The 11,951-nt window shown below is 71.0% G+C and carries 11 protein-coding genes; 4 read left to right on the plus strand and 7 right to left on the minus strand.

The window, feature by feature from the left end; genetic code table 11:
• Nucleotides 1-59 precede the first annotated feature (59 nt).
• The 3 genes from ACIP37_RS21855 to ACIP37_RS21865 all read right to left on the minus strand — a co-directional run bounded on the left by ACIP37_RS21855 (nucleotide 60) and on the right by ACIP37_RS21865 (nucleotide 3,867).
• Complete coding sequence (locus ACIP37_RS21855) at nucleotides 60-1,532, minus strand: NYN domain-containing protein (protein WP_400811965.1); 1,473 nt, start codon at nucleotides 1,530-1,532, stop codon at nucleotides 60-62.
• A gap of 296 nt (nucleotides 1,533-1,828) precedes the next feature.
• A complete protein-coding gene (locus tag ACIP37_RS21860; RefSeq protein ID WP_363582845.1) occupies nucleotides 1,829-2,875 on the minus strand; it encodes an aspartate-semialdehyde dehydrogenase in 1,047 nt (348 codons plus the stop codon).
• Nucleotides 2,876-2,976: 101 nt separating this feature from the next.
• On the minus strand, nucleotides 2,977-3,867 hold the full coding sequence (locus tag ACIP37_RS21865; protein WP_363582847.1) for a dihydrodipicolinate synthase family protein: 891 nt from the start codon (nucleotides 3,865-3,867) through the stop codon (nucleotides 2,977-2,979).
• Between the two features lie 72 nt (nucleotides 3,868-3,939).
• Here ACIP37_RS21865 and ACIP37_RS21870 point away from each other — a divergent pair, with 72 nt between their 5' ends.
• Nucleotides 3,940-4,827, plus strand: coding sequence for a LysR family transcriptional regulator (locus ACIP37_RS21870; protein ID WP_350885762.1), 888 nt, complete (start codon nucleotides 3,940-3,942; stop codon nucleotides 4,825-4,827).
• Between the two features lie 38 nt (nucleotides 4,828-4,865).
• Here the strand turns inward: ACIP37_RS21870 and dnaE are convergent, their stop codons facing one another.
• From dnaE to ACIP37_RS21890, 4 genes are all read right to left on the minus strand, one after another.
• A complete protein-coding gene (gene dnaE, locus ACIP37_RS21875; RefSeq protein ID WP_363582849.1) occupies nucleotides 4,866-8,399 on the minus strand; it encodes a DNA polymerase III subunit alpha in 3,534 nt (1,177 codons plus the stop codon).
• A gap of 139 nt (nucleotides 8,400-8,538) precedes the next feature.
• Entirely contained in the window at nucleotides 8,539-9,522 is a 984-nt protein-coding gene (locus tag ACIP37_RS21880) for a hypothetical protein (protein WP_363628748.1), read from the minus strand.
• 171 nt (nucleotides 9,523-9,693) lie between these two features.
• Entirely contained in the window at nucleotides 9,694-9,960 is a 267-nt protein-coding gene (locus ACIP37_RS21885; protein ID WP_400811962.1) for a hypothetical protein, read from the minus strand.
• Complete coding sequence (locus tag ACIP37_RS21890) at nucleotides 9,960-10,319, minus strand: ATP-binding protein (RefSeq protein ID WP_363582853.1); 360 nt, start codon at nucleotides 10,317-10,319, stop codon at nucleotides 9,960-9,962. The genes ACIP37_RS21885 and ACIP37_RS21890 overlap by 1 nt, the downstream gene beginning before the upstream one ends.
• Before the next feature lie 170 nt (nucleotides 10,320-10,489).
• Between ACIP37_RS21890 and ACIP37_RS21895 the strand changes: the two genes are divergently transcribed.
• The 3 genes from ACIP37_RS21895 (at nucleotide 10,490) to ACIP37_RS21905 (ending at nucleotide 11,854) form a co-directional block, all read left to right on the plus strand.
• Nucleotides 10,490-11,413, plus strand: coding sequence for a helix-turn-helix transcriptional regulator (locus ACIP37_RS21895; protein WP_350885772.1), 924 nt, complete (start codon nucleotides 10,490-10,492; stop codon nucleotides 11,411-11,413).
• On the plus strand, nucleotides 11,406-11,597 hold the full coding sequence (locus ACIP37_RS21900) for a DUF397 domain-containing protein (protein ID WP_363628750.1): 192 nt from the start codon (nucleotides 11,406-11,408) through the stop codon (nucleotides 11,595-11,597). Before ACIP37_RS21895 ends, ACIP37_RS21900 begins: the two co-directional genes overlap by 8 nt.
• 65 nt (nucleotides 11,598-11,662) lie before the next feature.
• Nucleotides 11,663-11,854: a DUF397 domain-containing protein gene (locus ACIP37_RS21905; protein WP_400811960.1), complete on the plus strand. Its 192-nt coding sequence runs from the start codon at nucleotides 11,663-11,665 to the stop codon at nucleotides 11,852-11,854.
• Nucleotides 11,855-11,951 lie beyond the last annotated feature (97 nt).

Genomic DNA, 11,951 nt, shown 5'->3' on the forward strand with positions numbered 1-11,951 from the left:
CCGAAAACCGGCGCGCGGCCCGGCGGGTCCCGCCGGGTCCAACCCGGGCCGTGCGCCCGTCAGTCGTCCACGACCACCATCGATCCGCCGGGCACCCGCACCGCCAGTTCCTTCCAGAATCCGGCCCGGATGGCGTAGCGGTCGTGTTCGTCGATCTGGTCGTCCTTGTGCGCGAGCAGTCCGAAGCGGGCGGCGTAGCGGAGGAGTTCGCCGTCGACCCGGTGCGGGATGCGGGGGTAGTCGGGCCAGAGCACGGTGAGCCGTTCGACGTCGCCCAACCGTTCGCTCCAGCGGCGGGCGAAGACCTGGCCGACTTCGTGGGCGTCGCCGCCGATGGAGGTGATGTCCTCCTCGCGGTCGGCCCAGCGCTGTTCGGCGGTGGTGAGGTGGGCGAGGGTGGGGAGGCTGTCGCCGGCGGTGACGGCGGGTTCGGGGGCGGGGCGGTCGACCCAGCCGCGGTCGGAGGACCAGCGCAGGACGGGGCCGGCCTGTCCGGCGGCGCCCGTCGAGCCGACGGCCTGTCCGTTGGTGCCGTGCCCGTTCGCCTGCCCGTTCAGGAGCCCGTTGGCGCCCTGTCCGTTGGCGCCGTGCCCGTTGACGAGCCCGGTGCCGCCGTGGCCGTTCGCGAGTCCGGTGCCGCCGTGCCCGTTGACGGCCGAGGCGACGGCGGGGGTGCGCCCGGCGAGGTCCTTGGGGGTGGGGACGACCTTGAGCGCGGCGGCCGACTGGGGCCGCCCCGCCGCTGGAACCGCCCCTGGAACCGCCCCTGGTACGGCGCCCGGGACGGCGCCCGGGACGGCCCCGACGGCGGAGGCCCCGACGGCAGCGGGCACGGCGGCAGCGGGCACGGCGGCCGGCTGGACGACCGGGGGCGCCACGACCGGCGCCGCGGCGGGTGCCACCACGGGCGGGCCGACGGGCGGGGCGGCGAGGATCTTGGCGATCTCCTGGCGGGCGCCGGGCGCGGGGAAGACGCTGGCGTTCTCCCGGAGACTGAAGGAGCCCTCGATCCACTCGCGGTCGAGCACTCTTCGCTCGTCGGCCTCGCCGACCAGGTCCTCGGACTGGTTGAAGTCGCCGTCGGCGGCCTGGAGCGCCCACAGGTGGACGGCCACGCCGTGTTCCTTGGCGGTCATCATGCCGGGCAGCAGGTCGCCGTCGCCGGTGATCAGGACGACGTCGGCGCAGGCCCGGTTGCGGGCGAGTTCGGAGAGTTCGGCGTGCATGGCGGCGTCGACGCCCTTCTGCACCCAGCGCCCTTCGGCGCGGGTGAGGGCGCCGAGCCGCACGGTGACGCGGGGCAGGACGCGCAGCCGGCGGTGTTCGGGCATCGGGCGCCGGTCGGGGGCGGCGTCGAACCAGTAGATGCGCAGCAGCGGCAGTCCGGTCTCGGCCTCGGCGCGTTCGCGCAGCGCGGTGATCAGCGCGGTGTGGTCGACGGTGACTCTGGAACGGGACGGGTCACCGGCGAGCAGGCTGGCGGCGGCGCCCAGCAGGTATCCGGCATCCACCAGGACGACACAGCGGTCCATCGCGCACCTCTTTCCACTCGCCCTCGTGTGGGGGTCGGGCCGGGTGGGCGCGGATCCGCCCGTCGTCCGGGCGTGGTGGGGTGAGGGGCCCCCGTGGCCGCCCGATCGTTGGGTCACCTTTTCCCCCTGGTTCGCGCGCCGAACCTCGACGGATGTCGCGGTACCGCAACGGCAAGCCCAACGGAACGCAAAGGCGGGCCCCGTTCAACGACGGGGCCCGCCCTTGGTCACGCCGGGGGGTGCGAGCGGGCGCTCGCCGCGGGGTGCGAGCGCCCGCGGCCCGGCGGGGCCGGGTGTCAGCCCTTGAGCTCGGCGGCGACCAGCTCGGCCAGCTGGACGGCGTTGAGCGCGGCGCCCTTGCGCAGGTTGTCGTTGGACACGAACAGCGACAGGCCGTGCTCGACGGTCTCGTCGGCCCGGATGCGGCCGACGTAGCTCGGGTCCCGGCCGGCGGCCTGGAGCGGGGTGGGGATGTCGGACAGCTCGACGCCGGGGGCGGCGGCGAGCAGTTCGGCGGCGCGCTCGGGGCTGATCGGGCGCTCGAAGCGGGCGTTGATCTGGAGCGAGTGGCCGGAGAAGACCGGGACGCGCACGCAGGTGCCGGCGACCTTGAGGTCCGGGATGCCGAGGATCTTGCGGCTCTCGTGGCGGAGCTTCTGCTCCTCGTCGGTCTCGTTGGAGCCGTCCTCGACGATGGAGCCGGCCAGCGGCACCACGTTGAAGGCGATCGGGCGCTGGTAGACCTTGGGCTCGGGGAACTCGACGGCGGAGCCGTCGTGGGCGAGCGCGGCGGCGCCGTCGACGACCTTGGCGGCCTGGTCCTGGAGTTCGGCCACGCCGGCCACGCCGCTGCCGGAGACGGCCTGGTAGGTGGAGACGACGAGCGCGGCGAGGCCGGCCTCCTCGTGCAGCGGGCGCAGCACGGGCATGGCGGCCATGGTGGTGCAGTTCGGGTTGGCGATGATGCCCTTGGGCCGGTCGGCGATGGCGCCGGGGTTGACCTCGGAGACGACCAGCGGGACGTCGGGGTCGCGGCGCCAGGCGGAGGAGTTGTCGATGACGACGGCGCCGGCCGCGGCGGCCTTGGGGGCGAGGGCCTTGGAGGTGGAGCCGCCGGCCGAGAAGATCACGATGTCCAGGCCCGTGTAGTCGGCCGTGGCCGCGTCCTCGACGGTGACCTCGGTGCCCTGCCACGGCAGGGTGCGTCCGGCCGAGCGGGCCGAGGCGAACAGCCGCAGCTGCTCGACCGGGCCCAGTCCGCCTTCACGACCAGCGCGCTCCGCCAGGATCTCGCGGACCACTCCGCCGACCTGGCCGGTGGCCCCGACAATGCCGATCTTCATTCCGACTACTCCTCTGGATGGTGCTGTCTACAGCCGCACTCTGCCCATCATGCCTTGTCACGCGGGTGCGGCGGCCTGGTGTTCCACGCTATGAGAGAGGGCTAGTGGTCCAGACCACTCACCAGCTTCAGCGCCGCCTCGACCTCCGCCTCCCCGGCCGGCAGCAGCGGCAGCCGGACGTCCGGGGTGGGGATCCGGCCCTGGGCGTGCAGCACGCCCTTGATCACCGTCGGGTTCGGCGCGGCGAAGGCGGCCAGCGCCAGCCCGGTGAGCCGGTGCCCGAGCGCCCGGGCCCGGGCGGCGTCCCCGGCCTGCCAGGCCCGCGTCAGCTCGACGAACCGGGCGGTGGCCAGATGGGCGGAGGCGAGGATGCCGCCGGCCGCGCCGAGCGCCAGCAACGGCGACAGGAAGGCGTCCTCCCCGGTCAGCACCGCGAAGTCGGCGGGGGCAGCGGCGAGCAGTTCCACCGCCGTCTGGTCCACTCCCCCGGTCGCGTACTTGACGCCCGCCACGCCGTCCAGCGCGGCGAGTTCGAGCAGCGCGGCGGCGGACAGCTGCTGCCCGGTGCGGTACGGGATGTGGTAGACGACCAGCGGCAGCGGGCTGCTCCCGGCGAGCGCCCGGAAGTGCGCGACCGTCCCGGCCTCTCCCGGCCGCAGGAACGCCGGGACGGTGACCAGCGCGGCCGCGGCCTGCGGCACCCGCTTGCCGAGCGCGGCCAGCGACTCGGCGGTGGAGCGGGTGTCGCCGCCGTGCGCGCCGACGGTCAGGAGGGCCCCGCGGGCGGCGCAGGCGGCCGCGGCGGTCTCGACCACGGCCCAGCGCTCGTCCTCGCTCAGCGCGGCGGGCTCGCCGGTGGTCCCGAGGGCGACCAGCCCGGCCGCGCCGGCCTCCAGCAGTTCGGCGGCGAGCACGGCGAGGGCGTCCAGCGCGACCGTGCCGTCCGCGGCGAAGGGCGTGATCAGGGGGACGTGGATGCCGGTGAGTTCCATGGCCACGATCCTGCGGCCCGCCGATCGCCCAGGTCCAGTTCACATTCGTGATGCTTCTCGTAAGCTGAGCCGATGCTCGACGTCCGACGCCTGCGCCTGCTGCGCGAACTCGCCCACCTCGGCACCATCGCCGCCGTCGCCGAGGCGCTCTCCTTCAGCCCTTCGGCGGTGTCCCAGCAGCTGTCCGTCCTGGAGAAGGAGGCGGGCGTCCCGCTGCTGGAGCGCACCGGGCGGCGGGTCGCGCTCACTCCGGCCGGGCGCAACCTCGTCCGGCACGCCGAGGCGGTGCTCGCCCTGCTGGAGCAGGCGGGCGCCGAACTCGCCCATGCCCGGCGGGGCTTGGCCGGCCCCCTGCGGATCGGCACCTATCCGTCGGCGGCCCGCGCGATCATCCCGGCGGTGCTGGGCGAGCTGGCCGCCTGGCATCCGGGCCTGGAGCCGATGGTGACCGAGGTGGATCCGGCGGGCGTCGCGGCGGCGCTGCGCGCGGGCGAGCTGGACGTCGCCCTGGTCCACGAGTACGACCTGGTCCCGGCCGATCCGGAGCCGGGCCTGGCGGTGACCCGTCCGGTGTTCACCGAGCCGATGTACCTGGCGGCCCGCGCCCCGGGCACCGTCGCCGAGCAGCGCGGCGCGCCGTGGATCATGGCCCCGCCGGGCACGCTCTGCCACAGCATGGCCGTCCGGGCCTGCGAGTCCGCCGGGTTCGCGCCCCGGATCCGGCACCAGATCGACGACTTCGCGACCGTCCTGGCCCTGGTGGCGGCCGGCCAGGGCGTGGCCCTGGTCCCGCAGCTGGGCGCCGCGCAGCCCCCGCCCGGCGTGGTCCTCACCCGGCTGCCGATGTACCGCCGCACCCGGGCCGCCTTCCGCGCGGGCGCCGGCTCGCACCCGGCCATCTCGGCCTTCGTCTCCGCCCTGCACACGGCCGTCCCCCCGGGCCTGGGCGGGCACGGCTGATCCCCCGGGGGCGCACCCCCGGGGGATCGGTCACCGGCTCAGCCCGCCAGGCAGCTCGGCCCGAGCAGCTGCTTGAGGTCCCCGAACAGCGCCGGGTCCGACTTCACCCGGTGCCGGTCCAGCCGCAGCACGGTCGTCTTGTTCCGGCCCTCCAGCCGCACCCGGACCTCCGTAGTGCCCCGGTGGCTGCCCAGCACCTCGCCGAGCCGGGCGATCAGCGGCGGGGTGATCTTCACGCTCGGGATGTTGATGACGATCGGCGCCTCGGCGTGCGCGTTCGACAGGTCCGGGACGGACAGCTCCATCCCCATCAGTCGCGGCACGTCCTCCCGCTTGTCCAGCTTGCCGCGCACGAACACCACGGCGTCCTCGACGAGTTGGGCCGAGACCAGCTGGTAGCTGGCGGGGAAGAACATGCAGTCGATCGAGCCCGCGAGGTCCTCGACGGTCGCGATCGCCCAGGCGTTGCCCTGCTTGGTCATCTTGCGCTGGAGGCCCGAGATGATGCCGCCGATGGTGACGATGGTGCCGTCGGGCCGTTCGGCGAGGTCGGCCACCGCGCAGTCCGCCTTGTCGGCGAGCACGTGCTCGATGCCGTGCAGCGGGTGCGAGGAGACGTACAGGCCGAGCATCTCGCGCTCCTGGGTGAGCAGGAAGGACTTCTCCCACTCCTCCTCGGAGAAGACGACGTCGAGGCCGAAGCTGGGCTCGTCGGAGACGGCGTCCCCGCCGAACAGGTCGAACTGGCCCTCGGCCTCCTTGCGCTTGACCCCGACGACGTTGTCGATCATCGGCTCGAACTGCGCGCTGAGGCCCTTGCGGGTGTGCCCGAGCGAGTCGAAGGAGCCCGCCTTGATCAGCGATTCGACGGTCCGCTTGTTGCAGACCACCGACTCCACCTTGTCGAGGAAGTCCGGGAAGGAGCTGAACTTCCCCTTCGACTTGCGGGTGCGGATCATCGAGTCGACGACGGGGCCGCCGACGTTGCGGATCGCGGTGAGGCCGAACCGGACGAGCGTGTCACCGTGCGGGGTGAAGTCCGAGTCCGACTCGTTGACGTCCGGCGGCAGCACCTGGATGCCCATCTTGCGGCACTCGTTGAGGTAGATCGCCGACTTGTCCTTGTCGTCCTTGACGGACGTCAGCAGGCCGGACATGTACTCGGCCGGGTAGTTCGCCTTGAGGTAGGCCGTCCAGTACGAGACCAGCCCGTACCCGGCGGTGTGCGCCTTGTTGAACGCGTAGCCGGAGAAGGGGACCAGGACGTCCCACACCGCCTGGATCGCCGCGTCCGAGTAGCCGTGGTCCCGGCAGCCCTTCTGGAAGGGCACGAACTCGGCCTCCAGGATCTCCTTCTTCTTCTTGCCCATGGCCCGGCGCAGCAGGTCGGCCTGGCCGAGCGAGTAGCCGGCGAGGATCTGGGCGGCCTTCTGCACCTGCTCCTGGTAGACGATCAGGCCGTACGTCGGCTTGAGGATCTCCTCCAGGGGCTTCTCCAGCTCCGGGTGGATCGGGGTGATCTCCTGCTGGCCGTTCTTGCGCAGCGCGTAGTTGGTGTGCGAGTTGACGCCCATCGGGCCCGGTCGGTACAGCGCGAGGACGGCGGAGATGTCTTCGAAGTTGTCGGGCTTCATCAGCCGCAGCAGCGAGCGCATGGGGCCGCCGTCGAGCTGGAAGACGCCGAGCGTGTCGCCGCGCGCCAGCAGTTCGTAGGTCGGCTTGTCGTCCAGGGGCAGATCAAGCAGGTTGATCTTGATGCCCTTGTTCTTCTCGATCGCCTTGACGGCGTCGTCCATGATCGTCAGGTTGCGCAGGCCGAGGAAGTCCATCTTGAGAAGGCCGAGGCCCTCGCAGGTGGGGTAGTCGAACTGCGTGATGGTGACGCCGTCGGTGTGCCGGGTCCAGACCGGGATGTGGTCGGTCAGCGGCTCGGCGGACATGATGACGCCGGCCGCGTGCACGCCGGGCTGGCGGATCAGGCCCTCGATGCCGCGCGCGGTGTCGATGACCTTCTTCACGTCCGGGTCGGTCTCGTACAGCCCCCGGATCTCGCCGGCCTCGCTGTAGCGCGGGTGGCTGCTGTCCGTGATGCCGGACAGCGGGATGCCCTTGCCCATCACGTCCGGCGGCATCGCCTTGGTGATCCGGTCGCCCATCGCGTACGGGTAACCGAGGACGCGCGAGGAGTCCTTGATGGCGGCCTTCGCCTTGATGGTGCCGTACGTGACGATCATGGCGACCTTGTCGGATCCCCACTTCTCGGTCACGTACCGGATCACGTCACCGCGCCGGCGCTCGTCGAAGTCGATGTCGACATCGGGCATGGAGATGCGCTCGGGGTTGAGGAAGCGCTCGAAGATCAGGCCGTGCGGGATGGGGTCGAGGTCGGTGATGCCCATCGCGTACGCGACCAGCGAGCCGGCCGCCGAACCACGGCCGGGGCCCACCGCGATGCCCTGCTCCTTGGCCCACATGATGAAGTCGGCGACCACGAGGAAGTACGCCGGGAACCCCATCTGGATGATGGTGTCCATCTCGTACTCGGCGAGCTTCTTGTGCTCCTCGTCGTACCCGCCCGGGAAGCGCCAGTCCATGCCCTTCCACACCTGGGACTTGAAGAAGTCCGCCTCGGACTCGAAGCCCTCCGGGATCGGGAAGCGCGGCATGAGGTTGCGGAACTTGAACATGCCCTCGGTGTCGACCCGGGAGGCGACGAGGAGCTGGCTGTTGCGGCAGCCCTCCTGCCAGGCGTCCGAGGAGTCCAGGGCGTACATCTCGGCGGCCGACTTGATGTAGTAGCCGGTGCCGTCGAAGCGGAAGCGGTCCGGGTCGGAGAGGTTCTTGCCGGTCTGCACGCAGAGCAGCAGGTCGTGCGCCCCGGCGTCGGCCTCGGTGGTGTAGTGCGAGTCGTTGGTGACGACCGGGGGGATGTTCAGCTTCTTGCTGATCTCCAGCAGCCCGTCGCGGACCCGCTTCTCGATGTCGAGGCCGTGGTCCATCAGCTCCAGGAAGTAGTTCTCCTTGCCGAAGATGTCCTGGTAGTCGGCGGCCGACTTCACCGCCTCGTCGAACTGGCCCAGGCGCAGCCGGGTCTGCACCTCGCCGGACGGGCAGCCGGTGGTGGCCATCAGGCCGCCGGACAGGTCGGAGATCAGCTCCTTGTCCATCCGGGGCCACTTCACCAGCCAGCCCTCGGCGTAGGAGCGCGAGGTCAGCTTGAAGAGGTTGTGCAGGCCCTCCTTGTTACGGGCCCAGATGGTCTTGTGGGTGTAGGCGCCGGAGGCGGAGACGTCGTCCCGCTTCTGGTGCGGCTGGCCCCACAGGATGCGCTTGGTGTTGGAGCGGGACTCCGGCGCGACGTACGCCTCGATGCCGATCACCGGGGTGATCCCGGCGGCGGTCGCCTGCTTGTGGAACTCGGCGGCGCCGTACATGTTCCCGTGGTCGGTCATCGCGACGTGGGTCTGGCCCAGCCGCTCGACCTCCTTGAACATCTGCTTCAGCCGGGCGGCACCGTCCAGCATCGAGTACTCGGTGTGGACGTGCAGATGCGCGAACGGCTGATCGCTCAAGGCGGGGCCTCCGGAGGCGAGTGCGGGTCTGGTGGGCCGGCGAACGCGCAGGTACGCGCAGGTCACGGAAGGTGCCTGGAAACGGATGTGGCCCGGACCACCTCGTGGGGTCCGGACCATCACTCACACGTTCACGCGTCTACTCTAGCTCCCCTTCGGAGGCGGCTCCCTCCGGCTCGGAGCCTCCCGAGCTCAGCCCGGCGAGTCGCGCCCCGGCGGCCTCGCGGACCTCCGGTACCTCCATCGGGTCGTCCCGCAGGTGGGCGAGGCGTTCCCGGACGTGGGGGCGGTCGGGGGCGTGCGCGACGGCCAGGAGGCGGGCGTCGGCCTCGCAGTCCCAGAGGCACTCGGTGTACACCTCGGCCAGCCCGGCGGGGGCGACGGCGGCCAGTGCCTCCAGGTAGGCGGGGCGCTCGGAGGAGTGCGGCGTCCACAGCCAGAAGCGGCGCAGCAGCGACGCGGCCCCGGAGGCGTCGGGGCCGAACCGGGCCAGGCCCCGGGCGGTGTGCATCGGGCCGCACCACTCCTGGGCCGCCCACTGCCGCTCCAGCTCGCCCGTCGCCATGGGCAGGCCGGGATCACTCTCGCCGCCGTGCTCCGGCAGCAAGGCACGCGGGCTCGCACTGTCCCGCTCGGAGACGGGGTCGATCGAGCCGCGGGGGCCACGCCGGTGGCGTACGTCCTGCCCGTCACGGACGTCCTGCCCGGCCGCCAGGTCCTCCCACCACTGGGGCGGCCAGACCACGGCCACCGACTCCAGGACGGCCACCCGGTGCTCGCCCTCGCGGACGTGGGTACGGAGTGCGTCCCGGGCCTCGGCGGAGCCGCCGAGCGCCAGCAGCTCCAGGACTCCGGTGGCCCGCAGGCAGGTGTCCTCGTCCCCGGTCAGCAGTTCGACGATCGGTCCGACCGGCAGTTCCAGGTCCCGGACGAGCCGCGCCAGGTAGAGGTGCCGGTCGTCCACCTGCCGGTCCCAGCGCCAGTCCCAGCGGATGCACCCGTAGACCAGGCCGGCGGCTGCCGCCGGGTCCTCCGCCGCCATCTGCGCGCCCAGGCCCCGGCCGCGCTGCAACAGCCCGGGCAGGGTGCCTGCCGGGGCGTACTCGTATCTCCGCTGTGCCACGTGCCCAATCGTCCCTCAGCCCCCGACGGCTGGGCGGCGGGGGCTGGGGGTGGGGGCTGGGGGCTGGGGGTTAGGTGTCCTCGTCGGGCGGGGTCGCGCGGAGGGCGGTGATGACGCCCAGGACGACGGTGGCGATCGCCAGGGCGAGGAGGACGGCGAAGGCGGTGGCGATCAGGAAACGCACGAGTCGTCGCCTCGTTCGGCGGCGAGGAGGAGGGAGAGGAGGTTGAGGAGAGTGGAGGCGGGGGCGGCGTTGAAGCGGACGAGGATGCGGCCGTCGATGGTCTTGTCGGTGGTGGCCGAGGGCCAGATCAGGCCGAACCTCCGGCCACGCTCCTGGACTTCGGCGAGGAGCGTGTGGATGTGGTCGTCGGTGTAGTGCCGGATCCGGGGGTCGGTCGGCAGCATGGGGCAACGGCGCGGGAGGGGGAAGGACATCAGGCGGCGTCCAGCTCGAACCACACCATTTTGCCGCGTTCCTGGGGGTCCACGCCCCAGCGGTGGGTGAGTCCTTCGATGAGTTGGAGGCCCCGGCCGGACTGGGCGAGGGGCGCCGGCTCCTGCTTCTTGGGGAGGTCCGGGCTCTCGTCGCTGACGGACACCCGGAGGGTGGGGCCGACAGCGAGGATGAGGACGAGCGGCGCGGGGGTGCCGCCGTGCCGCCAGGCGTTCACGAGCATTTCGACGAGCGCGAGTTCGGCGTCCGCAGTGGCCGAGGGCGAGTACCCGCAACGACCCATCGCGTCCCGGAGGGACTGGCGGGCGATGGCGAGCGAGGGCGTGTTGAGGTGACGCATGGGAGTTCTCCCGAGGCGTGATGGTGAGGGAAGAACCGGCGGGCATGCCGCCGAAAGCCCATCAAGAGGGCTTTATTGACGATCCGTCGGATCGCCACGACACCGAACATAGCGCAGATGAGTATCCAAATTTCTACGCTCTCGGGAAGTTCCCCCTATGGTGGTAACCGGTGGACCAGCGCTCGACGAGCGCGGCAGACTTGGCCACACTGCACGCCAGGAAGGAAGCCATGCCGCCACGCTCGAACCCAACGCTGCGTCAACGCCGACTCGGAACCGAGCTGCGGAGAATGCGCGAGCAAGCTGGGTTTGGCGGCTCACAACTCGGCCGCGTCGTCGGCATGAGCCCCGCCCAAGTGACGCAGATGGAGTCAGGCCGGATCGGCATCAGCGTCGAACGTCTTCACACCATCGCCGCCGCATGTAACTGCGCAAACCGGCCCTTGATCGATGCGCTCGCCGCCATAATCGCGGAGAGGGGAAAGGGCTGGTGGGAGGAGTACGGCGAAGTCCTCACGTCGGACTTCCTTGAGGTAGCCGAGATCGAGGGGTACGCCGAGAAGCTCTCCATGTGCACGACCACCTACATCCCGGGGCTACTCCAGACCGCCACCTACGCCTCCGCTGTGTTCAAGCGAATCTATCCACCACTGCCTCGCAAGGATGTCGACATCCGAACAGCGTTCCGCGTCCAGAGGCAGCAGGTCATCCGATCCGGCCGGGCACCGTTCCGAGCGTTCATCCACGAGGCTGCACTGCGGATGCAGTTCGGCGGGCCGAAGGTGCTCGTGGACCAGCTTGACGCTCTGCTCGAAGACTCCCAGCAGCCCGGTATCTCCGTTCGCGTAGTTCCCTTCGCAGTCGACACCTTTCCCGGGGCCGGTGAGAACCTCACATTCGCAGAAGGGTCGGTCCCCGAGCTCGACACCATTCAGCTGGACGTCTCCCAAGGAGCCCTGTTCTTCGACTCTCCTGCGGACCTTGCCCGGTACCGGGCGATCTTCGCCCGCCTGGCCTCCACGGCTCTCCCCGAAGATGGGTCTCGAAGCTTCATCCGATCCATCAAGAAGGAACTGGAACAAACGTATGCCTGAGTCGACATGGCAAAAATCCAGCTTCAGCGCCTCAAGCAATGAGTGCGTCGAAGTCCGAACGGTCGACGGGCTGGTCGAACTCCGCGAGTCGGACGAGGGCCACCTCATCATCCCTACCGCCCCCGCCCACTTCGCCGCCTTCCTCCAAGCCGCCAAGACCGGCGAGTTCGACCACCACGCCTAGACACACCACAGCGCAGGAAGTCGGCCAACCCGACTTCCTGCGCCGAACAACCAACGGGACCCCAGATGACCGACACCAACTGGCAGAAGTCCAGCTACAGCGGGGCTTCCAACGAGTGCATGGAGATCCGCACCGCCGACGGCCTGGTCGAACTCCGCGAGTCCGACCAGGGCCACCTCACCATCCCCACCACCCCCACCCACTTCGCCGCCTTCCTCCAGGCCGCCAAATCCGGCGAGTTCGACCACCACGCCTAGGGCCAATGCCGGTGACTTTAGGTTGCTCCTGGCTGGGTGATGGTGACTGTCGCCGGTTCTGGTTGCGGCCAGTTGCGGTGTTGGGAGCGTTTGAGGG

The sequence above is a fragment of the Kitasatospora sp. NPDC088861 genome (assembly GCF_044750105.1).
Taxonomy (GTDB): Bacteria; Actinomycetota; Actinomycetes; order Streptomycetales; family Streptomycetaceae; genus Kitasatospora.

Bases quoted from the DNA above. Each gene is read 5' to 3' on its own strand.
- ACIP37_RS21855 (WP_400811965.1), bottom strand. From the start codon at position 1,532: ATGGACCGCTGTGTCGTCCTGGTGGATGCCGGATACCTGCTGGGCGCC.
- ACIP37_RS21860 (WP_363582845.1), bottom strand. From the start codon at position 2,875: ATGAAGATCGGCATTGTCGGGGCCACCGGCCAGGTCGGCGGAGTGGTC.
- ACIP37_RS21865 (WP_363582847.1), bottom strand. From the start codon at position 3,867: ATGGAACTCACCGGCATCCACGTCCCCCTGATCACGCCCTTCGCCGCG.
- ACIP37_RS21870 (WP_350885762.1), top strand. From the start codon at position 3,940: ATGCTCGACGTCCGACGCCTGCGCCTGCTGCGCGAACTCGCCCACCTC.
- ACIP37_RS21885 (WP_400811962.1), bottom strand. From the start codon at position 9,960: ATGTCCTTCCCCCTCCCGCGCCGTTGCCCCATGCTGCCGACCGACCCC.
- ACIP37_RS21890 (WP_363582853.1), bottom strand. From the start codon at position 10,319: ATGCGTCACCTCAACACGCCCTCGCTCGCCATCGCCCGCCAGTCCCTC.
- ACIP37_RS21900 (WP_363628750.1), top strand. From the start codon at position 11,406: ATGCCTGAGTCGACATGGCAAAAATCCAGCTTCAGCGCCTCAAGCAAT.
- ACIP37_RS21905 (WP_400811960.1), top strand. From the start codon at position 11,663: ATGACCGACACCAACTGGCAGAAGTCCAGCTACAGCGGGGCTTCCAAC.